Here is a 22,690-nt window from a genome sequence, read left to right on the forward strand (position 1 = left end):
TCGATTGCGCGTGGGCGCGTGGAAAATGCGGAATGCCGCTTGATCGCAAGACCGGAGCAGTTTGAGATGTCTGCAAAAATTTATCGTCCAGCCAAAACTGCCATGCAATCCGGCAAGGCAAAAACCAATCTTTGGGTGCTGGAGTTCGATGCCGAGGTTCCTCGCAAGATCGATCCGATCATGGGATATACCTCTTCGTCGGATATGAAGCAGCAGCTCAAGCTTTCCTTTGAGACGCAGGAACTGGCGGAAGCCTATGCCCAGCGCAAAGGCATCGAATATCGCGTGATCCAGCCGCAGGAGGCGACGCGCAAGGTTGTTTCCTACACCGACAATTTCAAGTTCAGCCGCACACAGCCCTGGACACACTGATTTCGTTTTCACCATTGGCCCCTTAGCTCAACTGGATAGAGCAACTGCCTTCTAAGCAGTAGGTCGCAGGTTCGAGTCCTGCAGGGGTCGCCACAAAAAAACGCTCCCGGCCAATCGGTCGGGAGCGTTTTTGCTTTCTGGCGTGCGGTCGCTATCAAAACGCGGCGACTTTAATGCACGTTCAATACATGAGCGTGGCCACTGGCGATGAGAAATGATTCTCTCGCTTTTTCCAGATCGCACCGACCCGCAATCGCTGCGAGACAGTTTTTTCTTGCCTCTTCATATTCCGGTCCATGATCGTTGGGCCAGCGATACATCAGCATATCAAGGGCGATCAGCGGACTGTAGATTTCCAAGGCTGCACACAAGGGCAAATGGATGGCCACAGGCTTGATCCATTCAGCGTGGTGGCACGGTTCTGTTCTGTGAATAAGCATGGGATTCTCCTCCCGAAGTTCCAGCGAAGAAACTCCAAACTCACGGAATCGTTCCCGATCACGAAAAACGTGAACGTATTAGGGGTTTCTTTTTTTCAAGATGAATGGAAGATGAACAAATAAATGAACCGGAGATGAACGAAAATTCGATTCGTACGTTACTAATCCCATAACGAAGGAGATCCGATAATGTTCAATCTGTCTGGAATTCAAGAAAGCTTCTTTGGAGACCGCATGGCTGGCGTTTGTCAGGCCATCACATCTGCATTGGCATTTGAATCGGGTCTCGAAAAGTCGAGCATTTCAGCCACTGTTGAGAACGACGTTATCTACCTCGAAGGTACGGCCGATTCTGTCGAAGCAATCGACATCGCTATTAGCCTAGCGTCTTCCATCTCGAATTGCCGCATTCTGAGCCACGTCGAGCCAGTATATTGATTAAAAGCTGCGCCGGGCGCGATCCTTCGCCCGGCTTTTAGTTCCAGATGTGATTTTGAGCTATTTTTGGCAATCGCAATATTACAGATAATATCGAATATTATTTCGCATTGCCGATTTGGGCGCTTCGCACGGTATCACCGATTTTAATGCCGAAGTTCGCCGCTGATCCGCCGCTCAATTCCAGCACATAGCGCACAGCACCACGAGAGCTGATAATAGACTCAGAGTGGGGAACTGCGTTTGCGTGAATATGTTCGATCTTTCCGACTTTCGAGATGAACAACATATCCAGCGGAATGAGGGTGTTTCTCATCCACATCGTCACTTCACGGTCCACACCGAAATCAAACAGCATACCGTTGGTCGGCGCCATGGCTTTCCGGTACATCAGGCCCTGTTGCCGCTGACCATTGGTGTTGGCCAGCTCCACCGAAAATTCGCGGATTTTGCCGTTCGAGGTCTGGATCGTCAGCGGCTCGGATGAAAATGTCTCCTGAGCAGACGATGGCAGCGTGGCGGCGACAAAAAAAGCGAGCGCCGCAATAGCGCTGAGCATCGTTTTGAAGGCGGAGCCGACGGCCATTAGTGTGCCATGCCCACAGGTGCGGGATTGTCTGGATGGATTTCCGCAGCCATCAAGCCTTTCTCACCATCACCGAAACGGACGAGCACCACTTGACCGGGCCGCAACTCCGCAAGCCCGAAACGGCGCAACGTTTCCATGTGCACGAAAATATCTTCCGTGCCTTCACCGCGCGTCAGGAAGCCGAAACCCTTGGTGCGGTTGAACCACTTGACGATGACACGTTCCAGCCCGCTGGATGGCGTGACCTGAACATGCGTTCTGGCAGGTGGGAGTTGCGAAGGATGAACGGCTGTGGATTGATCCATGGAAAGAACGCGGAAGGTCTGATACCCCCGGTCCCGACGCTGGATGAGCGCAACGATGCGTGTGCCTTCATGGATGGTCTGGTAACCGTCGCGGCGAAGGCAAGAGACGTGCAGCAGCACATCCTGCATTCCGTTATCGGGCACGATGAAACCAAAACCCTTGGCAACATCGAACCACTTCACGACGCCGGTGATCTCGGTCAGGTCTACAGCATCGCTCGTAAGGTCTTCGAAATCGACTACATCTTTCGATGACATCCTATCAGCCATTTTTCCGCCCAGCCCCTTTACGCACGCACCACTACCGGTCAACTGATTCCCGAGAAATAGATTAACATCTTGGTAACGGTTCCGCGCAAGCCCTAGTTTTTGATTTATCCACCTGCTTTTATGTTTGCGGGCTTGCTCAAGGCTGACTTACCTGACGTAACGGTAAGATTAAAACACGAAGGAGAAGTACATGCGATATCTGCACACGATGGTTCGTGTTAAAAACCTCGACGAATCCCTGGCATTTTATGGCAATATTTTTGGGCTAGAAGAAGTCAGACGAATCAAAAACGACAAAGGACGCTTCACGCTGGTGTTTCTCGCGGCACCGGACGACGTTTCCGCCGCGAAAGAAAACAAGGCACCCTGCCTTGAACTGACCTATAATTGGGATGCCGAGGACTACACCGGCGGTCGCAACTTTGGCCATCTGGCGTATGAGGTGGACGACATATACGAAATCTGCGCCAAACTTCAGGCCGGTGGCGTCACGATCAACCGCCCGCCGCGTGATGGCCACATGGCATTTGTGCGCTCTCCAGACGGTATTTCCATCGAAATATTGCAGAAAGGCGCAAGCCTGGCACCAGCCGAGCCATGGATATCAATGGGCAATACCGGCTCTTGGTAAGGCGATTCGACCTTTAAAAGAGGTTTTACCGAACTGTTGCGTTCGCATTGCCGGATGAGTATGTATCGTTAACAGACGAAATTGCTCACCCGGCTATGAATACGCGATGTGGCCATTGCCGGTGATGTCTAAACGCAGGATGCGGAGGCTCTGCCTTGAAAATCGTCAATGGCAATCTGGCATATCCGGCTCAACGTTGTCTTGCCGCAGCTTTCCTGCTGGCGCTCACGGGCTGCGTTTCAGCCGTGTCCGAGGACAAAGACGCGTCTGCCGATGTCAAGCCTGCGATCGCAACAGCGCAGGTGCAAGCCACTCCAGAGCAACAAAAACAAGCCGCCGCGCAAGCTCAAAACGGCGGTCATGTCGATCCAGCCATGATTTCTGCATCATCGGCCAGAGCACAGCCGCAAAGAGTTGCCGCGTCACAAACAACAGCCCATGGCTCGCCGCAGCCCTACGGGCAAGCACCTCAGATCACCGGGCTTGCAACGCAACCCACGGGAATTTCAGCGAATTCGCTCAGCATCTATGCAAACTCGGAAAATACCGCCGTGCCAGCCAATGGTTCGGTGACGGGAAGCGTGCCTGCCTATGCACCGGGGCCGAAAATCGTCCCCGCGCTGAACAGCGTGTATTCCTCGCCAACGCCTGTTCAACCATCCAGCACCGCACCGACCCCGGAACCTCAGCAGCATTCTGCCAGTAGCGTAACGCCGCCTGTGGACGCTGCGGCACCAAAACTGGCTTCCCAGGTTCAGCCTGCAAATGAGACTGTGCCCGTTGATGGAAAAAGCGTGCCGATTGCTGCCTTCTTTGCCGGTGCCGCCAAAAAACGGTCCAACGGTCTAACGCAGGTTGCCGCACTGCCATCAAAGGCGTCGGCTCAACTGTCAGCGGGAATATCGCTTGCGGGACGCAGGACGATGACCGATGAGTTTGACGACACCCATGGCGATGAAGATGACAGCAAGCCTGCGGGTTTGATGAAGCTTGCATCGCTGTCCGGTTTGAGCCGCGTTGCACCCAACGGACTGCTTGTACAAACAGAGCAAGTCAATGTCGGCTGTTTCAAGCCGGAACTGATACGGCGAATCAAGGAAGTCGAGGCGCATTATCAAAGACCGGCGACAGTGACGTCGGGTTATCGTCCCCCTAAAGCCACCACGCAGGGCTCAAAACACTATACCTGCGATGCTGCCGACATTCAGGTCAGCGGCGTGACCAAATGGGAACTCTCCAATTATCTGCGCTCGCTGCCGGATCGCGGCGGTGTGGGCACCTATTGCCACACAGAGTCTGTTCACATGGACATCGGCGAACCCCGCGACTGGAACTGGCGCTGCCGGCGAACTGCCCAAAACCTCTGAGTCGACGTTATCTTCAGAAACGCCCCGCCGAAATTTTGGCGAGGCGTTGAGTGCAACGTCCTGACGGGTAGCGTTACAAAATCCACTCCTCTCCGCTGACGATTAAGGCGCAGTCGCAGGTGCAGCAGGCGTTGCTGGCGCTGGCGTAGCGGGAGCCGGTGTCGCAGGCGCTGGTGTGGCCGGTGCCGGTGCAGGAGTGGCTGGCTGTGTCGTCGTTGCAGCTGGCGGGCTTGGAGCCATGCTGGTCGTGGTCTTACTTCCGGTCATAAAGTAAGCAATCGCCAATATGACGACGACCGCCGCGATCACAATTGTCAATGTACGGTTGTTCATGAGTGCTTCCTCCAAATCACCCCCATGCCGATAATCGGCAAGACCGATGACCTTATACTAATGTGGTATCAGCGTGATTGGTTTCAACTGGAGAGATTATTTGTCATGCAAAAATTCTCTGGCCTTCAACCGGAAAGCGGGGATTTAGGACCAAATCTCTTTCCGTTGAGAGATGTATCTCCCATCGTGAGACCTCAATACGAAAAGACGCCCTTGAAACGCGGTCACGGAAAAAGCCGCCGCGCCCGCGTCCTTTTCAGCCAACCCGCTGTTTATGAGCGATATGCTGGTTGCCATCCAACAGCGACTCTGATCAACCTCGCGGAACGGAACAAATGGTGACCATATGAACTCGTCCACGGCTGGTGCCGATGCGCTGAAAGGCATGTTGATCATGGCGGTTTGCATGATCGTGCTGCCGGTCATGGATGCCATTGCCAAATATATGGCGGTCTCTCAGGGCATGTCGCCTGCGCAGGTGACGTTCTATCGGTTTTTCTTTCAGTTGCTCTGCACCCTGCCCTTGCTGCTAGTCATGTCACCGCGTGCCTTGCTGTCGGCCAAACGTCCCTGGCTGAACCTGCTGCGCGGAGTGCTGCACGCAGCCGCCAGTCTGACGTTTTTTGCCGCGGTCAAATACATGCCGCTGGCGGATGTCTTTGCGATTTATTTCGTCGAACCGTTCATGCTGACGATGATGTGTGCGATTTTTCTGGGTGAAAAAGTCGGCTGGATGCGCTGGACTGCCATTGTTGTCGGCTTCGCCGGTGCCATGATCGTCATCCAACCAAGCTTCGAAGTCTTCGGCTGGATTTCGCTTCTTCCGGTCGCCTGCGCTTTCCTGTTCACACTTTATCTTTTCCTCAACCGCGCGATGGGTGATGCGGACAGCCCACTCGTCATGCAGACCATGGCCGGCATCGCTGGAACGGTATTTATGGGTGCTGCGCTTTTGATCGGTCATGGCGTTGGCGATGTGAACTTTGAAATGTCGCTTCCCGGTTGGGGCCATGGTCTGGTGCTGCTCATCCTGCTTGGCTCTATCTCGGGCTATATGCACCTGCTCGTGGTCAAGGCGTTCCGCCTCGCGCCTGTTTCTTTGCTGGCTCCGTTTCAGTATTTCGAAATCATTTCCGCAACGGTTCTGGGCTATCTGCTGTTTGCCGATTTCCCCACCGCGTCCAAATGGCTCGGTATTTTCATCATCGTGGCATCCGGCCTCTTCATCATATGGCGGGAGCGGCGCAACGCGCGACGAACGATCATCGACGTTGCAGAAGTTTGACTAATATACCGCCCCTGCTCTTGTTCCCTTCGGCAAGGTCGGGCAAAAGTCTTTTCAAATGAGACAGATGTAATCAGGAGACAAAAATGGACGTTCGCGCCGCAGTCGCCGTTCAGGCAGGCAAGCCATTGGAAATCATGACGGTTCAGCTGGATGGTCCGCGTTTTGGCGAAGTGCTGATCGAGGTCAAGGCCACCGGTATTTGTCACACGGACGATTTCACGCTCTCGGGCGCAGATCCGGAAGGCCTGTTTCCAGCCATCCTCGGTCATGAGGGTGCAGGCATTGTCGTCGATGTCGGTCCGGGCGTAACCTCGCTGAAAAAGGGCGATCACGTCATTCCGCTTTACACGCCGGAGTGCCGCGAGTGCTATTCGTGCCTCAGCCGTAAAACCAACCTCTGCACCTCCATCCGCGCCACACAGGGCCAAGGCCTGATGCCGGACGGCACCTCGCGCTTTTCCATCGGCAAAAACAAGATTTTCCATTACATGGGCTGCTCGACCTTCGCCAATTTCACGGTTCTGCCGGAAATTGCGCTGGCCAAGGTGAACCCCGACGCGCCGTTCGACAAGATTTGCTACATCGGCTGCGGCGTGACGACGGGCATCGGTGCCGTCATCAACACGGCCAAGGTCGAAATTGGTTCGACGGCCATCGTCTTCGGTCTTGGCGGCATTGGTCTCAACGTGTTGCAGGGTCTGCGCCTTGCCGGTGCCGACATGATTATCGGTGTCGATATCAACAATGACCGCAAGGCCTGGGGCGAAAAATTCGGCATGACGCACTTCGTCAATCCGAAGGAAGTCGGCGACGACATCGTGCCTTATCTCGTCAACCTCACCAAACGCAATGGCGACACGATCGGCGGCGCGGACTACACGTTTGACTGCACCGGCAACACCAAGGTCATGCGCCAAGCGCTGGAATCATCACATCGCGGCTGGGGTAAATCTGTGGTCATCGGCGTTGCCGGTGCCGGTCAGGAAATCTCAACGCGTCCGTTCCAGCTCGTCACCGGCCGCAACTGGATGGGCACCGCCTTCGGCGGCGCGCGTGGCCGCACCGATGTGCCTAAGATCGTGGAATGGTACATGGAAGGCAAAATCCAGATCGATCCGATGATCACTCACACCATGCCGCTGGAAGACATCAACCACGGTTTTGAAATGATGCATTCGGGCGAAAGCATCCGGGGCGTCGTGGTTTACTAAAATTGTGATAGCCGTTCCGGTTTTTTGCCCGGAACGGCTAAACCAACGTCTTCTCGCCCGTCACAAACTTCGCCTTCAGCAAACACTCGTCGTATTCGGCATTCGCTGTCGAATCGAACACGATCCCGCCGCCCACATTGAAGACAGCCTTGCCATCTTCAAACATCGTGATGGTGCGGATGGCGACAGAAAAGCGCATGTCTCCGCTTGGTGAAATGGTGCCAATCGCGCCGCAATAGGCGTTGCGGGAGCCAATCTCCAGATCGTGCAGAATTTCCATGGCCCGCATTTTCGGCGCGCCGGTGATAGAGCCACAGGGGAAGATCGCGGCGAAAATGTCTTCGACTGTTAGATCAGGCAGAAGCTTCGCCCGCACATGGCTTACCATCTGGTGCACGGTCGGATAAGTCTCAATCTCGAAAAGCTTCGGCACATCCAGTGTGCCCACTTCCGTAATGCGGGAGATGTCGTTGCGCAGCAGATCGACGATCATGCGGTTTTCGGCAAGGGTTTTCTCGTCCTTGAGCATATCGGCAATCATTACCGTGTCTTCAGCTTGCGAGGCACCGCGCTTGACCGTTCCCTTCATGGGGTGCGTTTCGATCCAGCCATCTTTGACCGAGAAGAAAAGTTCCGGTGAGCGGGATAACACCACAGGCCCACCGAGGTTGACGAGTGCGCCGTATTTTACCGGCTGCCGTTCGATCAAAGACCAGAAGGCGGTCAGCAGATCGCCGTGCCAGTTCGCATGAACGGGCATTGTCAGATTGGCCTGATAACAATCTCCCTGCCGTAAATGCTGATGCAGTTTCAGGAACCGCGTGCGATATTCCTCTAAAGTCCAGCCGGGTTTTATATCGCTCAGGAAATCATCGGCATTCATCAGTGCGCCGGGTGGCCCTGCCCGCGCATCGTCACCGATTGGTGACTCGAACACACCGAAGCATAATAGCGGGACGTCACGCTCTCCTTCAGCCAGTGGTGCCAGCTTTTTCTCGAACAGATGCCCCGCTTCGTAGGACATGTAACCGGCGAGATATTTGCCGTTTTCACGCGCCGCCTGCATTCGTTGAAGCGCGGGAAAGAAGTCCTCAACCTCATGCGCAACGATGATGTCTTCCGGCTCAGCAAACAGCGTTACCGAACCGGTCGTATCATCGCGAAAAAGCACATAGGGCGCGGTCAGCAATCCATTTGATCCGGCTAAAAAACGTCAGATGCGATCGATATCGCCTTTCGCCCACATTTCAATGGTCTCGGCGTAGAAATCCGCAAAGCGGCCTTCCTCGATCGATTTGCGAATACCCTGCATAAGCTCCTGATAATAGGCCAGATTGTGCCAGGACAGCAGCATACCGCCCAACGCCTCGTTGGAGCGCGCCAGATGATGCAGGTAGGCGCGGGAATAATCGCGGGACGCCGGGCAGTTGGACTGCTCATCCAAGGGACGCATATCTTCGGCGTGGCGGGCGTTGCGGATGTTCACGCGGCCACGACGGGTAAAGGCAAGGCCGTGACGGCCGGAGCGGGTCGGCATGACGCAGTCGAACATATCGATGCCACGCGCCACGGATTTCAGAATATCGTCCGGCGTGCCGACGCCCATCAGATAGCGCGGTTTTTCTGTCGGCAGAACCGGCAGGGTGATGTCGAGCATTCCGAGCATCACCTCTTGCGGTTCACCCACCGCCAGACCACCCACAGCATATCCCTTGAGATCAAGCTGCTTCAGCCCTTCTGCGGAACGGATACGCAAATCTGGCTGGTCGCCGCCCTGCACGATGCCGAACATGGCTTTGCCCGCCTGTTCACCAAAGGCAACGCGGCAACGCTCTGCCCAGCGCAGCGACATTTCCATGGCGCGCTCGATTTCCTTGCGCTCGGCAGGAAGAGCGATGCATTCGTCCAACTGCATCTGAATGTCGGAATCCAGCATTCCCTGAATTTCGATGGAGCGCTCTGGTGACATATGGTGCAAGGAGCCGTCCACATGGCTTTTGAACGTCACGCCCTTTTCGTCCAGCTTGCGCAGGCCCGAAAGGGACATGACCTGAAAACCACCGCTGTCCGTCAGGATCGGGTGTGGCCAGCGGATCAGCTCATGCAGACCACCAAGGCGCTGAACGCGCTCCGGGCCGGGGCGCAGCATGAGGTGGTAGGTGTTGCCGAGAATAACATCGGCCCCGGATTCGCGCACCTGATCCAGATACATGGCTTTGACGGTGCCGACCGTGCCAACAGGCATGAAGGCCGGTGTGCGGATCACGCCACGCGGCATGGCCACTTCGCCAAGGCGCGCGCCGCCGCTGGTTGCTTTTAGTTTGAAGGTAAAGTTCTCTTGCATCAGTTCTTCCGAAACAGCAGGCTGGAATCGCCATAGGAATAAAAACGGTATCCGGCGTCGATGGCGCGGGCATAGGCCTCACGCATCGTTTCCAGTCCGCAGAAAGCCGAAACCAGCATGAACAGCGTGGATTTCGGCAGGTGAAAATTCGTCATCAGGATATCGACGGCCTTGAAGCGATATCCCGGCGTGATGAAGATGCCTGTTGGGCCCGACCATGGCTTGATCTGCCCATCATCGCCTGCTGCACTCTCAATCAGTCGAAGCGACGTGGTGCCGACGCAGACAATGCGCCCGCCTCTCGCCTTCACGGCGTTCAGTTTTGCGGATGTTTCCTCTGAGACATAGCCGATTTCGAGGTGCATTTTATGCTCCTCCGTATCATCAGCCTTCACGGGCAAGAACGTGCCAGCGCCAACATGCAGCGTCACGAAATGCCGCTCGACACCGGCTTTATCCAGTGCCTCGAAAAGTGCTGGGGTAAAATGCAATCCTGCGGTGGGTGCAGCGACAGCCCCTTTTTCGCGGGCGTAGATTGTCTGATAATCGATCTGGTCCTGCGCGTCTTCGGGGCGCTTGGCAGCAATGTATGGCGGCAGCGGAATGTGGCCGACAGAGGCGATCGCTTCATCCAGAACCGGGCCGGAAACATCAAACAGCAGCGTGATTTCGCCCTCTTCGCCCTTCTCCTCCACGGTCGCTTCCAGAAAAGCTGCGCCGCAGGCATTGTCACTCTCGTAGCCGAAACGAATGCGGTCGCCTTGTTTGATGCGTTTTCCGGGACGCGCAAAGGCTTTCCAGCGGCTGGCATCGGCGCGCATGTGCAAGGTCGCGGAAACCGCAGTCTCCGGCGCACCCTCGCGCAACCGCACACCCTCAAGCTGAGCAGGAATGACGCGTGTATCGTTGAACACCAGCGCATCGCCGGGTTTTAGAAAACTTGGCAGGTCGCAAACCTGATGGTCCGTCATACTGTTCGCATTCGGATCGATCACGAGCAGACGCGCACTGTCACGCGGACTGGCCGGGCGAAGCGCAATGTTCTCGTCTGGGAGATCGAAGTCGAAAAGGTCTACACGCATGATGGTACTCTTGAATATCAAAACCCGCCCCGCAGTCACCTGCGAGGCGGGCAGACTATTTACGGCTTAAACTCAGGCTGCGGAAGCGAGGCGGATGGACACGATGGAATCGGGATCCTTCACTGGCTCGCCGCGCTTGATTTTGTCGATGGCTTCCATGCCTTCGATAACCTGGCCCCAGACAGTGTACTGCTTGTTCAGCCAAGGGCTGTCCGTAAAGCAGATGAAGAACTGCGAGTTTGCGGAGTTCGGGCTCTGCGAACGAGCCATGGAGCAAGTGCCACGAACGTGCGGAATGGCAGAGAATTCAGCCTGCAAATCAGGCTTTTCAGAACCGCCCATACCAGCGCGTGCCGGGTTGAAGCTCTCAGAACCCTTTTTGCCGAACTTCACGTCGCCAGTCTGCGCCATGAAATCGGTGATGACGCGGTGGAATACAACGCCGTCATAGGCCTTTTCGGAAACAAGTTCCTTGATGCGCGCAACGTGGCCGGGAGCCACTTCCGGCAGAAGCTGGATCACGACTTTACCAGTCGTTGTTTCCACGATGAGGGTGTTTTCCGGATCCTTGATCTCGGCCATGGTGTCTCTCCTTTTAGAGCATTTCCAGCAAAAGTTCGAAGCGGTTTTGCATCCGGATAATGCGTTGAAACAAATAGATAGAGCGTTTTCGCCCGTTTTATTTCTTGCTGACAGTGACTTTGATCATGCGGTCAGGATCGGAGACTTCGCCGTTTCCGCCCTTGCCACGCTTGATCTTGTCCACGAATTCCATGCCGGACACGACTTTGCCGACAACGGTATATTGTCCGTTCAACGATGAGCCCTGATCGAACATGATGAAGAACTGCGAATTTGCAGAATTAGGGTTCTGCGAACGCGCCATGCCAACCGTGCCGCGCTCAAACGGAACCTTGGAGAATTCAGCTGGAATATCCGGCAGGTCGGAACCGCCTGTACCAGCACGCTGCGCGCTATATCCCTTGCTCAGATTGCCATATTCAACATCGCCAGTCTGAGCCATGAAGCCCTGAATCACGCGATGGAAAGCAACATTGTCATAAGCGCCCTTTTCGGCCAGCGCCTTGATCTGCGCAACATGCTTGGGCGCAACGTCTGGCGATAGTTCGATAACGACAGGGCCATCCTTCAACTGAATGGTGAGGATTTCTGCGGCCGATGCAAGGGTGCTTGCAGCAACGGCGCTGATGAACATGGCGCCAGCAAAGGCAAATCTAAGAAGTTTCATTGGATTGGCTCCAGAATAATCACTGAGATGACGGTTTCAGCTTGCTGTTGAAGGCTTGCAATACGGCTCTCGGCACGAAAGCCTCCACATTGCCGTCCATAGCGGCGATTTGGCGAACCAATGTGGCGGTAATGGGCCGCGATGCCGTTCCGGCGGGCAGAAAAACGGTCTGGATGTCGGGTGCCATCTGCCTGTTCATGCCTGCCATCTGCATTTCATAATCAAGGTCCGTGCCATCCCGAAGGCCGCGAACCAGAAGCTGCGCGCCATGCTCACGGGCGGCATCCACCACGAGATTTGCAAAGGACACGACACGCAGGCGCTGTGCTGCATCCGGCAAGGCCTCGGCGACGGACTTGCGAATAAGCTCCGCTCTTTCATCGAAACTGAACATCGGCGCTTTGCCCGGATGAATACCGATTGCCACGATCACCTCTGATGCCACGTTCAGCGACTGGATCAGCACGTCCAGATGTCCGTTGGTCATCGGATCGAAAGATCCGGGATAAAAGGCAATCGTCATATCGCTCTCGATACTTACGTTGGTTGTGCCGCCTTTTGTCACGGAAGGCCAAGCTTCGCAAGACCTTGGGGTTTTAAGTGCAACGCAACACCCCTGCGCCAAGGCTGAATATCAAATGAATGTGCCATTCAGCGCCGCTTCAAAGCGCTCCTCTATAAAGGTCCACATCGAATGGCAAACGGGCTTACAGCCCAATCGGAGACGAAAATGCTGGTGTTCATCATGGTCCTGACAATCGCGACATCCTTCGTGGTTGAATATGTTTTCATGGATTGACGTGAACTGCCGGCTTTCTGAACGCCAGATGAACGAAGCATTCAAGGAAGCTTCAGAGGCACGATGCTAATCGATTTTTAACAATTACGCGGAACCGGATCAGCGGTGGCGCGTTCAGATCGCAGTAAAGGAACGGACACATGTTTACTAAAGAAAAACAGTCTACTTCGGCGAAAATCGGCGTGATCAGCACAGCTTGGACGATGTTGGTGATTGCAATGGTAGCAACAACGTTCAGCCTTTATGGTCAGAAGCCACAGCACAACGGCCCGGAATACCCGCAACTCACATCTCGCAATCAATATATGAATTATTATTGATCCAGCGGGAGTGAAATACTCATCACTTCTGGAGTTACATGCCATGTTTACATTTTTGACACTGCTCGCAGCCTTGATCAGCATAATGTTTGTGGCATCCGTCATTTCCGCAGTGGCAGAACTTCGGAAGGAAGATGAGGATTTCAGAGCGATGATGGAACGCAGCAAAGCGTTTTGATCGCTCCTCGCGTCGAGAATCGATAAGAGACATCCTGGTTGAAAACCGCCTTTTTGCAGGGCGGTTTTTTTGTGTCTTCTGCCTTCATTTCACACTGGCAGCACGTTTAAATCACCCAACTCACGCCATCGTTTGCAGAAGCCCGCATTTCAACGGAATTTAGCCTTCAATTTCAAAGTGGATTGATTTAAGGAAACCTCAATCTTTGTTTTACGCATGTCGTTATCGCAAAACCGCGGCACACTTTTGCGCGACATGCTTTAGACCCGGCGTAATGGGCGAATACTGTGAGGTTTGCATAACGATGCTCGATTCCCTGAGAAATGCTTCTAGAACTATGGCTGCAAAGCTACTCCTTCTTCTCCTCGTCGTTTCCTTCGGGGTATGGGGCGTTTCCGCATCTCTGGTTTCGACCAATTCGCACGCTGTCATGACGGTTGGCGATCAGACGGTGACACCGAACGAGTTTCGTTTTGCCTACCAGCGCCAGCTTGCCGATGTCGGCCGCCAGTTCGGCACCCGCCTGACGACAGAGCAGGCCAAGGCATTCGGCATTGACCGCCAGGTCTTCAGCCAGCTTGCCGCCGGTGCAGCGCTGGATGAGCTTGCCTCGAAAATGAACCTCGGCCTTTCGGAAGATCGTCTCGCAACTCTGATCGCCGAAGACCCCGCTTTCAAATCTCCAAGCGGCCAGTTTGACCGCGCCCTGTTCAGCCAGCGCCTGCGCGGCGCAGGTTTCAATGAAGACGATTACGTGAAGGAACGCAGCAAGGTTGCTGTCCGTGGCCAGATCGTTGATGCGATTTCTGACGGCTTCAAGCCACCGCAGGTTCTGGTGGATGCATTGAAGCAGTACCGTGACGAACAGCGCTCCATCGAATACGTGCTTCTTTCCAACGCCAATATCGATCCGGTGAAGGCACCGGGTGACGACGTTCTGGCCGCATGGTTTGAAAAGAACAAGACTCAGTATCGCGCACCGGAATATCGCAAGTTCACCTATGTGAAGCTTGAACCATCCGATATCGCCGATCAGGGTGCCGTAACCGACCAGCAGATTTCGGACTATTACGAAGGCCACAAGGATAACTTCCGCACCGCCGGACGTCGCACGATCGAGCAGCTGACTTTTCCGGGCAAGGAAATGGCGGAAGCTGCCGCAACACAGATTCGCGCTGGCACTACCACCTACGATCAGGTCGTGAAGGATCAGGGCAAGCAGCCCGCCGACGTTACCCTCGGTGAATTCACCAAGGACACCGTGCCGGACGCATCCATTGCCGACGCTGCATTCGCAATCCAGAAGGACGGCGGCGTTTCGTCGGTTGTCGATGGCGCATTCGGCCCGGTTATCCTACGCGTTACCGGCATCAAGAACGAAAGCATGAAGACGCTGGACGAGGCGAAGGAAGAAATTCGAACCAACCTCGCCACCACTAAAGCTGCCGAAGAGATGAACAACGTTCATGATCGCTACGAAGATTTGCGTGGCGGCGGTTCTTCCTTGGCTGATGCGGCAACACAGTTGAACCTTAAGCCTGTTACCATCAATGCGGTCAGCGCGAATGGTGAAGACGAAAAGGGCAACGCCGTCGAAGGCTTGCCGACCCCTGCCCTCCTGACGGAAGTTTTCAAGACGGAAGCAGACACGGAAGCGCCTGCCGTCAACATTGGCCGCGAAGGTTATGTCTGGTTCAACCTTGAGCAAATCATCGCACCGCGTGACCGCACGCTGGACGAAGTCAAGGAACAGGTTGTTGCCGACTGGACTGCCGAGCAGCAGCGCACAGCGCTTGCGGCAAAAGCAGATGAGTTGAAGGCCCGCGCCGATAAGGGCGAAGCCCTTGCCGCAATCGCCGGTGAAATGGGTCTTGCCGTGGAAACCAAACTTGGTCTTCGCCGCACAAGCCAGGATGCATTGCTTGGCCAGCAGGCCGTGTCCGCCGTCTTTGCGGGTGCGCAGGGTCTCGTTGGCACTGCACCGGATTCGGACGGCTCCAGCCGCATTCTGTTCAAGGTCACAGAAGTCAACGACACAACACCAGTGGACGCTCTCGATAACAGCGATCAGCAGGTCACGGCCATGGCAACTGCCGCCGGTGACGATATGCTCGATCAGATGGTCAACCGTCTTCAGAACGATTATGGTGTGACGATCAATCAGGCGGTCGCTGATCAGGCGATGACATCCTACTGATACGGCAAAGTTCGGGGGACTTGACGATATGGCTGAACTGAAGCCGCTGATTGCCAAGGTTGCCAATGGCGAGAGCCTGAACCGGGACCAGTCCCGTCAGGCTTTCGACATTCTGATGTCCGGGGAGGCAACGCCATCGCAGATCGGCGCTTTCCTTATGGCGCTGCGCGTGCGCGGCGAAACAGTCGATGAGATTATTGGCGCCGTGTCGTCCATGCGTTCCCGCATGTTGCCCGTTACGGCTCCCGCTGATTCCGTGGATATTGTCGGCACAGGCGGCGACGGCTTCGGCACCTACAACATCTCGACACTGGCCTCCATCATCGTGGCTGGAACCGGCGTTCCCGTTGCCAAACACGGCAACCGGGCGCTGAGTTCAAAGTCCGGCACGGCAGATGCGCTGTCTGTGCTCGGCGTGAAGCTGGACATCGAACCGGATCTGATCAGCCGCTGCGTCAGCGAGGCAAGCATCGGTTTTATGTTCGCCCAGCGCCATCATCCCTCCATGCGCCACGTCAATCCAAGCCGGGTTGAGCTTGGAACACGCACGATCTTCAACCTGCTCGGCCCGTTGTCCAATCCGGCAGGCGCAAAGAAGCAGCTGCTCGGCGTGTTTTCGCCGCGCTGGCTGGTGCCGCTGGCAGAAGTGCTGCGTGATCTTGGCTCGGAAAGCATCTGGGTCGTTCATGGCGATGGTCTGGATGAAATTACCACCACCGGCACCACGCATGTCGCAGCGCTTGAAGACGGCAAGATCAGAACTTTCGATCTGACACCGAAGGATTTCGGCGTCGAAACCGTCACCATCGATGATCTCAAGGGCGGCGATGGCGTTGCCAATGCCGCAGCACTGCGCGAAGTTTTAAGCGGACGCAAAAATCCTTACCGTGACATTTCGCTCTGCAACGCCGCCGCTGCTCTGGTGGTCGCGGGCAAGGCAGAAACACTTGTCGATGGCATGAAGATTGCGAGCGCGTCATTGGACGAAGGCAGAGCAGCGGCAGCCCTCGACAGGCTGGTTGCGGTTTCTAACGAAGAATAAGGCAAGGTTATGAGCGACATTCTGAGAAAGATCGAAGCCTACAAGCGTGAAGAAATCGCCGCTGCCAAGGCAAAGGTTTCGCTGGCAGACCTGAAGGCCATGGCTGCGGATCAAACCGCGCCGCGTGGTTTCTACAATGCCCTCAAGCGCAAGCAGGCCGATGGCCTCTTTGGCCTTATCGCCGAGATCAAAAAGGCGAGCCCCTCCAAGGGTCTGATCCGCCCGGATTTCGATCCACCATCTCTCGCCAAAGCCTATGAGGCTGGCGGCGCTGCGTGCCTTTCCGTACTGACGGACACGCCGAGCTTTCAAGGCGCGCCCGAGTTTCTGACAGAGGCGCGGGACGCCTGTTCGCTTCCAGCACTGCGCAAGGATTTCATGTTCGAGACCTACCAGGTGCATGAAGCCCGCGCCTGGGGCGCCGATTGCATTCTGCTGATCATGGCCTCCCTTTCCGATGACGAGGCAAAACGTCTGGAAGACGAAGCCTTTTCGCTGGGCATGGATGTTCTGGTGGAAGTGCATGACGAGGAAGAAACCGAGCGCGCACTGAAACTCGCTTCCCCGCTTCTCGGCATCAACAACCGCAATCTGCGCACCTTCGACGTCAGCTTGGACACCAGCGAACGCTTGGCGGCGATGGTTCCGGCAGGCAAGCTGCTGGTGGGCGAAAGCGGCATCTTCACATACGACGATTGCACACGCCTTCAGAAAACCGGCATCACCACGTTCCTAGTGGGTGAAAGCCTGATGCGCAAGCAAGACGTCACCGGTGCCACCCACACGCTGCTGACCGGCCAGAACGGCACGCTGGCCGCCGAATGAGCGACGAAGCAAAACTCACCCATATCGGCGCTTCCGGCGAAGCACATATGGTCGATGTTGGCGATAAGGCAGACACAGTCCGTGTGGCGGTCGCCGAAGGTTTCGTGAAGATGAAACCGGAAACACTGGCGTTGATCCGTGAAGGCAACGCCAAAAAGGGTGACGTCATCGGCACGGCCCGCCTCGCTGGCATCATGGCTGCAAAGCAGACGGCCAATCTCATTCCGCTCTGCCATCCGCTGATGATCACCAAAGTTACGGTGGATATTTCCGAAGACGCCGCCCTGCCCGGCCTGCGCGTCGAAGCCACGGTCAAGCTCAGCGGCAAAACAGGCGTTGAAATGGAAGCGCTGACCGCCGTTTCCATCGCCTGCCTGACAATCTACGATATGGCAAAAGCAGCGGACAAAGGCATGGAAATTGGCTCCATACGCCTTCTTGAAAAAACCGGCGGAAAATCTGGCCATTTCAAAGCATAAAACAAAGACGCCTTTTACTCACAGCCACAATGCAGAGGAAACGCCATGAAATCCCTCGTGCCCGTTGCAGAGGCCCAAGCGCGGTTGCTGGGTGCAGCAAAGCCTGTGACGGCCACGGAAACGGTGGCGCTGGCAGAGGCGGATCAGCGCGTTCTTGGGCGTGATGTTCAAGCCCTTCTTACACAGCCACCGTTCAACGCGTCCGCCATGGATGGTTATGCGTTAAGAGCCGTGGACGCCCCGCAGATCGGCTCCATTCTCACCGTCATCGGCACGGCCGCCGCCGGGCACGCCTTTTCCGGCAGGGTCGGCGAAGGCCAAGCGGTCCGAATCTTCACCGGCGCACCCGTACCAGAGGGCGCGGATGCCGTTCTCATCCAGGAAGATGCAGAGGTGCTGGAGGGTGGCAATATCCGCACCAATTTCGAGGTTATGGTAGGCAGACACATTCGCCCCTGCGGGCAGGATTTCGCGCAAGGCGAATCGGCGCTGAAAGCCGGAACAGAACTCACCTTCGCCAATATCACGCTTGCAGCCGCCATGAACCACGCGGAACTGACGGTTTATCGCAAGCCGGTGGTGGCGATTCTCGCCACAGGTGATGAGTTGGTGCAGCCCGGCGGCACACCCAACCCCGCGCAAATCATCGCATCCAACACCTTCGGCGTGGCAGCGCTTGCCCGCAAAGCCGGGGCAGATATTCTCGACCTCGGCATTGTGCCGGATAACGATGCCCTCATCCAAGCCGCCATCAACAAAGCCGTCGCAGCGAAAGCCGACATTCTCGTCACGCTGGGCGGTGCCTCCGTCGGCGATCATGATCTCGTACAGGCCGCGCTGAAATCCCAAGGCATGACGCTAGACTTCTGGCGCATCGCCATGCGCCCCGGCAAACCCCTCATGGTCGGCTCCATCGGTGAAACACAAGTCCTCGGCCTGCCCGGCAACCCGGTGGCAAGCCTCGTATGCAGCCTGCTGTTTCTGGAACCCCTCATCAGAAAACTGGCCCACCGCCAACCCCTCTCCCGCGAAACAACCGCCAAAACCGCCACCCCGCTCAAAGCCAACGACATCAGGCAGGACTACCTCCGTGCCCGAATCATAGGCCACGAAAACGGCATCCCCATCGTTGAAGCGTTTACGAAACAGGATTCGTCGATGATGAAGATCATGGCGCAGTCGGATTGTTTGATCGTGCGTGCGCCGTTTGCGCCGGAACTGGATGTTGGTGGGGAATGTGTGGTGGTTGTGTTAAAATAGCAAATGCGGCTTTTGGAGCGCTGTAAATGGTCGAACCCTTCTTGGCTACCACGGTTTTCGCGTGCCTCCTGTCTGCCTCGCTCGGTGCAATGGCGATTTCTCCACGATTGTCCGCTCGTCATAAAGACGACGAAACCAATACAGTCATCCGTCTCGTCGCCAATATTTTCGTGGTCATGACGTCTCTGGTCTTTGGCCTCATGATCAACTCGTCAAAGAACACATTCGAAACCGTCAACGCGAACTCCCATTCCTATGCCACCAATTTGATTTTGCTCGACCACTCGCTTCGGAGCTACGGCATAGGTGGCAGAGAGGCCCGTGGGGCTTTATCGGATTACATAGAAAAGGCGATTGCACACCCGGCGCGTGCCGATGACAGCGTCCAGGGAGTGCCCGATCCCGCAGGGGAAGCTCTTGACCGGTTGTCCGATACACTCATGACATTTCAGCCGGTGGAACCCTATCATCAAGACCTTGCTTCAGACATCAGGCGACAGTTCCAGCGTCTGGTGGAACAGCGATGGACAATCATCGAGCAGTCCGAAGGTGTGATTCCCATGCCGCTCGTTGGCATACTGGTTGCTTGGCTGGTCCTTATTTTTGGAAGCTTCGGTTATCGCGCCCCGAAGAACGCCATCGTCGTCACATCCTTCATCATCTCCGCAGCACTTCTGGCAGCGGCGTTCTATCTCGTGATTGATATGGACATACCCTTCCGCGGGTTCATCCAGGTAACGGACGAACCGCTCAGGCGTGCGCTTGCTGAAGTAAGGTCGTGAGATCTTATTCTGAGAAACAGCTTCCATGTAAAGCACTCAAGATCACTCGTCAGAATTTGGCCCAAAGCAGACTTTGCGATGCGGCCACGTCGTGACAGACTATCTGAGTGCTTATTACAATGAGGCGAGACAGTATGAGCTCGTTTGAACAAGAGTGGGTCGAGTTTCATGGCGAGGTGCCTCCGCTAGGATTCGAGCTGCGAGAGATGTCAGGGAAACCCTGGGTTCGCTTTCATGCTTTGCCAAATAGTGATCGTTATCCGTCAAATCGTTTTGAGCGCAACGAAGTTCGAAAACGGGCAATCATCTTGGGCAATGAATTTCTGGGCGAAGGCGTACCATGTTGGCTCGTGCAATGCCGAATTGAAGAGTATGAAAAACCGTATTGGAAGCCGCTCACGGCTCAACTCGACCCTCAACTTCGGTATCGCGACACGGAAGATGACTTTCATTGGGTGGCATCTGCGCTCCCGGTAGTATGGAATGCCAAAAAGTTCAACGATCTACTGGTCGACATTTCCAAAGATCGAACGGGACCAACGCTGTGGTTCAGCCGCAAGACTGGCAAAGTTTTCGCTCCGTACGACGGTGGCTTTGATCTCTTTCCAACAACCGAGGCTGAAGTTGTCGAACTAAAGCAACTACACAGTGGATGGCTCTCGCCTGAACCATCGGGTTTGTAGCTACGCAAAAACAGAATGACCGCTTCTGGCGCAAAGTCGAAGACTGCCTTCGGCCCTTTGCGGACAACATGGCTCTGTCGTAAGGTCTCTTTTTCCGTGGAGAGTCTAACATGGCAGCGCCAATCATAGTGTCGGTTGATCCAAACTACTCGTTCACTAAGGCCGACATCGAATGTGACGTATGGATCGTCAGCTCGGCAGCCAACCTTATACTGGCAGATGAGATACGGAGGATATCTGGCACGAAATCGATGACCGTCTTCGATGATCTAGGTTCACCAGTCGAGAACGCAATTTCTATGTTGCCTTCCGTATTCGAGCATCATCCAGATGCAGTCGATGCGAAAGTCCGCGGCCTTACGGATAACGAACGCCGACAGGCCATTCAGGACGCAGCTCCTGAGTGGCTCGGCTCATCTGTTGGCGAGGAAGTTGTGTTTCGACCCAGCGCATGACTGCAAACAACCGATGACCGCTGTTGGCGCAAAGTTGACTTTGAATAAAAAAGGCCGCATCACTGCGGCCCTTTTCACTCTATTCTCAATCGTATCAGCTCAAACCAACCGGCTCCGCTCCAGCGCTGCCTCAATAAAGCTTGCGAACAATGGATGCGGGTCCAATGGGCGGCTCTTCAGTTCGGGGTGGTATTGCACGCCGATGAACCATGGGTGGTCTGGGTATTCCACTGTTTCCGGCAGAACGCCGTCTGGGGACATGCCGGAGAAGACCAGACCGCACTCTTCCAGACGATCCTTGTAGTCCACATTCACCTCGTAGCGGTGACGGTGGCGCTCAGAAATGTCTGTGGAGCCGTAGATTTCGGCAATCTTGGTGTCTTTCTTCAGCGATGCCTTGTATGCGCCGAGACGCATGGTGCCGCCGAGATCGCCCGCAGAATTGCGCTTCTCAAGCTCGTTGCCCTTCACCCATTCGGTCATCAGGCCAACGACTGGTTCTTGCGTGGGGCCGAACTCGGTGGAGGATGCCTTTTCGATGCCGGCGAGATGACGGGCCGCTTCCACGACCGCCATCTGCATACCGAAGCAGATGCCGAAATACGGCACCTTGCGCTCACGCGCAAACTGCGCCGCGCGGATTTTGCCTTCGGAGCCGCGTTCGCCAAAACCACCCGGAACGAGGATCGCGTTGACCTTTTCCAGATAGGGGGCCGGGTCTTCTTTTTCGAAGACTTCCGACTCGATCCACTCCAAGTTCACCTTGGCGCGGTTGGCGATGCCGCCGTGATGCAGCGCTTCGATCAGCGACTTATATGCATCCTTCAGGCCGGTATATTTGCCGACGATGGCAATCGTGACTTCGCCTTCTGGCGTGTGGATACGGTTGCAAACCTCTTCCCACAGTTCAAGACGCGGCTTTGGCGCAGGTTCGATGCCAAAAGCTGCCAGAACTTCGTTGTCGAGACCTTCCTTGTGGTAGGCCATCGGCACGTCATAGATATTGGCCACATCCAGCGCCTGAATGACGGCGGAAGGACGCACGTTGCAGAACAGCGAAAGCTTGCGGCGTTCGGCTTCCGGGATTTCACGGTCTGCACGAACCAGCAGGATATCCGGGTGAATACCCAGGGCCTGCAATTCCTTGACGGAATGCTGCGTCGGCTTGGTCTTCAACTCGCCGGCTGCCGGAATGTAAGGCATCAGCGTCAGATGAACGAAGATCGCTGTGCCGCGCGGCAGGTCGTTCTTGGCCTGACGGATCGCTTCCATGAAAGGCATGGCTTCGATGTCGCCCACCGTGCCACCGATTTCGCAGATGACGAAATCATACTCTTCGTTGCCTTCGGTCACGAAATTCTTGATTTCGTTGGTGACGTGAGGAATGACCTGCACTGTCGCGCCGAGGTAATCACCACGGCGTTCCTTATCGATGATGTTCTTGTAAATGCGACCCGTGGTGATGTTATCCGTCTTGGTCGCCGAACGCCCTGTGAAGCGCTCATAGTGCCCGAGATCGAGGTCTGTCTCCGCGCCGTCATCAGTCACGAACACTTCGCCGTGCTGTGTCGGGCTCATCGTGCCGGGATCGACATTCAGATATGGGTCAAGTTTGCGAAGCCGCACCCGGTAACCACGGGATTGCAACAACGCTCCGAGTGCAGCAGCTGCGATGCCCTTACCAAGAGAGGAGACCACGCCGCCTGTTATGAATACATATCGCGCCATGGGATTCACCGATTACCTTTAAA

Annotated in this window: 27 protein-coding genes and 1 tRNA gene; 17 read left to right on the top strand and 11 right to left on the bottom strand. The window is 55.6% G+C overall.

The window, feature by feature from the left end; translation table 11 throughout:
• The first annotated feature begins 66 nt into the window (after positions 1–66).
• On the top strand, positions 67–372 hold the full coding sequence (locus RMR16_RS06690; RefSeq protein ID WP_320201573.1) for an ETC complex I subunit: 306 nt from the start codon (positions 67–69) through the stop codon (positions 370–372).
• Positions 373–388: 16 nt separating this feature from the next.
• Positions 389–465, top strand: a tRNA-Arg gene (locus RMR16_RS06695).
• A gap of 77 nt (positions 466–542) precedes the next feature.
• On the opposite strand, the gene RMR16_RS06700 is transcribed toward RMR16_RS06695, so the two are convergent.
• The gene (locus RMR16_RS06700) at positions 543–812 is read right to left on the bottom strand and encodes a DUF982 domain-containing protein (RefSeq protein ID WP_320201572.1); all 270 of its coding nucleotides are present in this window, start codon (positions 810–812) and stop codon (positions 543–545) included.
• Positions 813–1,001: 189 nt separating this feature from the next.
• On the opposite strand from RMR16_RS06700, the gene RMR16_RS06705 reads away from it, so the two are divergent.
• Positions 1,002–1,250 (top strand): BON domain-containing protein, encoded by a 249-nt coding sequence (locus tag RMR16_RS06705; protein ID WP_320201571.1) that lies wholly within the window; start codon positions 1,002–1,004, stop codon positions 1,248–1,250.
• Positions 1,251–1,350: 100 nt separating this feature from the next.
• Here RMR16_RS06705 and RMR16_RS06710 read toward each other — a convergent pair whose 3' ends face one another.
• Positions 1,351–1,836, bottom strand: coding sequence for a DUF192 domain-containing protein (locus RMR16_RS06710; RefSeq protein WP_320201570.1), 486 nt, complete (start codon positions 1,834–1,836; stop codon positions 1,351–1,353).
• Positions 1,836–2,414 (bottom strand): cold-shock protein, encoded by a 579-nt coding sequence (locus RMR16_RS06715; protein WP_320201569.1) that lies wholly within the window; start codon positions 2,412–2,414, stop codon positions 1,836–1,838. The genes RMR16_RS06710 and RMR16_RS06715 overlap by 1 nt, the downstream gene beginning before the upstream one ends.
• Positions 2,415–2,604: 190 nt before the next feature.
• Between RMR16_RS06715 and RMR16_RS06720 the strand changes: the two genes are divergently transcribed.
• A complete protein-coding gene (locus RMR16_RS06720; protein WP_320201568.1) occupies positions 2,605–3,045 on the top strand; it encodes a VOC family protein in 441 nt (146 codons plus the stop codon).
• A 155-nt stretch (positions 3,046–3,200) separates the two neighbouring features.
• A complete protein-coding gene (locus RMR16_RS06725) occupies positions 3,201–4,412 on the top strand; it encodes a YcbK family protein (protein WP_320201567.1) in 1,212 nt (403 codons plus the stop codon).
• 102 nt (positions 4,413–4,514) lie between these two features.
• Here RMR16_RS06725 and RMR16_RS06730 read toward each other — a convergent pair whose 3' ends face one another.
• Positions 4,515–4,745: a hypothetical protein gene (locus tag RMR16_RS06730; protein WP_320201566.1), complete on the bottom strand. Its 231-nt coding sequence runs from the start codon at positions 4,743–4,745 to the stop codon at positions 4,515–4,517.
• 346 nt (positions 4,746–5,091) lie between these two features.
• Between RMR16_RS06730 and RMR16_RS06735 the strand changes: the two genes are divergently transcribed.
• Positions 5,092–6,030, top strand: coding sequence for a DMT family transporter (locus RMR16_RS06735; protein WP_320201565.1), 939 nt, complete (start codon positions 5,092–5,094; stop codon positions 6,028–6,030).
• A gap of 86 nt (positions 6,031–6,116) precedes the next feature.
• Positions 6,117–7,244 (top strand): S-(hydroxymethyl)glutathione dehydrogenase/class III alcohol dehydrogenase, encoded by a 1,128-nt coding sequence (locus RMR16_RS06740; protein ID WP_432354519.1) that lies wholly within the window; start codon positions 6,117–6,119, stop codon positions 7,242–7,244.
• 37 nt (positions 7,245–7,281) lie between these two features.
• Here the strand turns inward: RMR16_RS06740 and RMR16_RS06745 are convergent, their stop codons facing one another.
• The 6 genes from RMR16_RS06745 to coaD form a co-directional block, all read right to left on the bottom strand.
• A complete protein-coding gene (locus tag RMR16_RS06745) occupies positions 7,282–8,433 on the bottom strand; it encodes an aminodeoxychorismate synthase component I (protein ID WP_320201472.1) in 1,152 nt (383 codons plus the stop codon).
• Positions 8,434–8,457: 24 nt separating this feature from the next.
• A complete protein-coding gene (tgt, locus tag RMR16_RS06750; RefSeq protein ID WP_320201473.1) occupies positions 8,458–9,588 on the bottom strand; it encodes a tRNA guanosine(34) transglycosylase Tgt in 1,131 nt (376 codons plus the stop codon).
• Positions 9,588–10,670, bottom strand: coding sequence for a tRNA preQ1(34) S-adenosylmethionine ribosyltransferase-isomerase QueA (gene queA / locus RMR16_RS06755; RefSeq protein ID WP_320201474.1), 1,083 nt, complete (start codon positions 10,668–10,670; stop codon positions 9,588–9,590). Before queA ends, tgt begins: the two co-directional genes overlap by 1 nt.
• Before the next feature lie 72 nt (positions 10,671–10,742).
• A complete protein-coding gene (locus RMR16_RS06760; protein WP_320201475.1) occupies positions 10,743–11,252 on the bottom strand; it encodes a peptidylprolyl isomerase in 510 nt (169 codons plus the stop codon).
• Positions 11,253–11,349: 97 nt separating this feature from the next.
• On the bottom strand, positions 11,350–11,919 hold the full coding sequence (locus RMR16_RS06765) for a peptidylprolyl isomerase (protein WP_320201476.1): 570 nt from the start codon (positions 11,917–11,919) through the stop codon (positions 11,350–11,352).
• 19 nt (positions 11,920–11,938) lie between these two features.
• Complete coding sequence (gene coaD / locus RMR16_RS06770) at positions 11,939–12,442, bottom strand: pantetheine-phosphate adenylyltransferase (protein WP_320201477.1); 504 nt, start codon at positions 12,440–12,442, stop codon at positions 11,939–11,941.
• A gap of 416 nt (positions 12,443–12,858) precedes the next feature.
• Between coaD and RMR16_RS06775 the strand changes: the two genes are divergently transcribed.
• From RMR16_RS06775 to RMR16_RS06820, 10 genes are all read left to right on the top strand, one after another.
• Positions 12,859–13,038: a hypothetical protein gene (locus RMR16_RS06775; RefSeq protein ID WP_320201478.1), complete on the top strand. Its 180-nt coding sequence runs from the start codon at positions 12,859–12,861 to the stop codon at positions 13,036–13,038.
• 43 nt (positions 13,039–13,081) lie between these two features.
• Positions 13,082–13,216 (top strand): hypothetical protein, encoded by a 135-nt coding sequence (locus RMR16_RS06780; protein ID WP_320201479.1) that lies wholly within the window; start codon positions 13,082–13,084, stop codon positions 13,214–13,216.
• Between the two features lie 304 nt (positions 13,217–13,520).
• Positions 13,521–15,413: a peptidylprolyl isomerase gene (locus RMR16_RS06785; RefSeq protein ID WP_320201480.1), complete on the top strand. Its 1,893-nt coding sequence runs from the start codon at positions 13,521–13,523 to the stop codon at positions 15,411–15,413.
• 28 nt (positions 15,414–15,441) lie between these two features.
• Positions 15,442–16,455 carry an anthranilate phosphoribosyltransferase gene (gene trpD, locus RMR16_RS06790; RefSeq protein ID WP_320201481.1) on the top strand — a complete coding sequence of 338 codons (1,014 nt, stop codon included), beginning with the start codon at positions 15,442–15,444 and terminating at the stop codon, positions 16,453–16,455.
• 9 nt (positions 16,456–16,464) lie between these two features.
• The gene (gene trpC / locus RMR16_RS06795; protein WP_320201482.1) at positions 16,465–17,280 is read left to right on the top strand and encodes an indole-3-glycerol phosphate synthase TrpC; all 816 of its coding nucleotides are present in this window, start codon (positions 16,465–16,467) and stop codon (positions 17,278–17,280) included.
• Entirely contained in the window at positions 17,277–17,759 is a 483-nt protein-coding gene (gene moaC / locus RMR16_RS06800; protein WP_320201483.1) for a cyclic pyranopterin monophosphate synthase MoaC, read from the top strand. Before trpC ends, moaC begins: the two co-directional genes overlap by 4 nt.
• A gap of 45 nt (positions 17,760–17,804) precedes the next feature.
• On the top strand, positions 17,805–19,019 hold the full coding sequence (locus RMR16_RS06805; RefSeq protein ID WP_320201484.1) for a molybdopterin molybdotransferase MoeA: 1,215 nt from the start codon (positions 17,805–17,807) through the stop codon (positions 19,017–19,019).
• 26 nt (positions 19,020–19,045) lie between these two features.
• A complete protein-coding gene (locus RMR16_RS06810) occupies positions 19,046–19,801 on the top strand; it encodes a hypothetical protein (protein WP_320201485.1) in 756 nt (251 codons plus the stop codon).
• A gap of 134 nt (positions 19,802–19,935) precedes the next feature.
• Complete coding sequence (locus tag RMR16_RS06815) at positions 19,936–20,484, top strand: DUF3885 domain-containing protein (RefSeq protein ID WP_320201486.1); 549 nt, start codon at positions 19,936–19,938, stop codon at positions 20,482–20,484.
• A gap of 110 nt (positions 20,485–20,594) precedes the next feature.
• Positions 20,595–20,939: a hypothetical protein gene (locus RMR16_RS06820; protein WP_320201487.1), complete on the top strand. Its 345-nt coding sequence runs from the start codon at positions 20,595–20,597 to the stop codon at positions 20,937–20,939.
• Between the two features lie 99 nt (positions 20,940–21,038).
• Here RMR16_RS06820 and RMR16_RS06825 read toward each other — a convergent pair whose 3' ends face one another.
• Complete coding sequence (locus tag RMR16_RS06825; protein WP_320201488.1) at positions 21,039–22,676, bottom strand: CTP synthase; 1,638 nt, start codon at positions 22,674–22,676, stop codon at positions 21,039–21,041.
• Positions 22,677–22,690: the final 14 nt, after the last annotated feature.

The organism is Agrobacterium sp. rho-13.3 (genome assembly GCF_033957765.2).
Taxonomy (GTDB): domain Bacteria; phylum Pseudomonadota; class Alphaproteobacteria; order Rhizobiales; family Rhizobiaceae; genus Agrobacterium.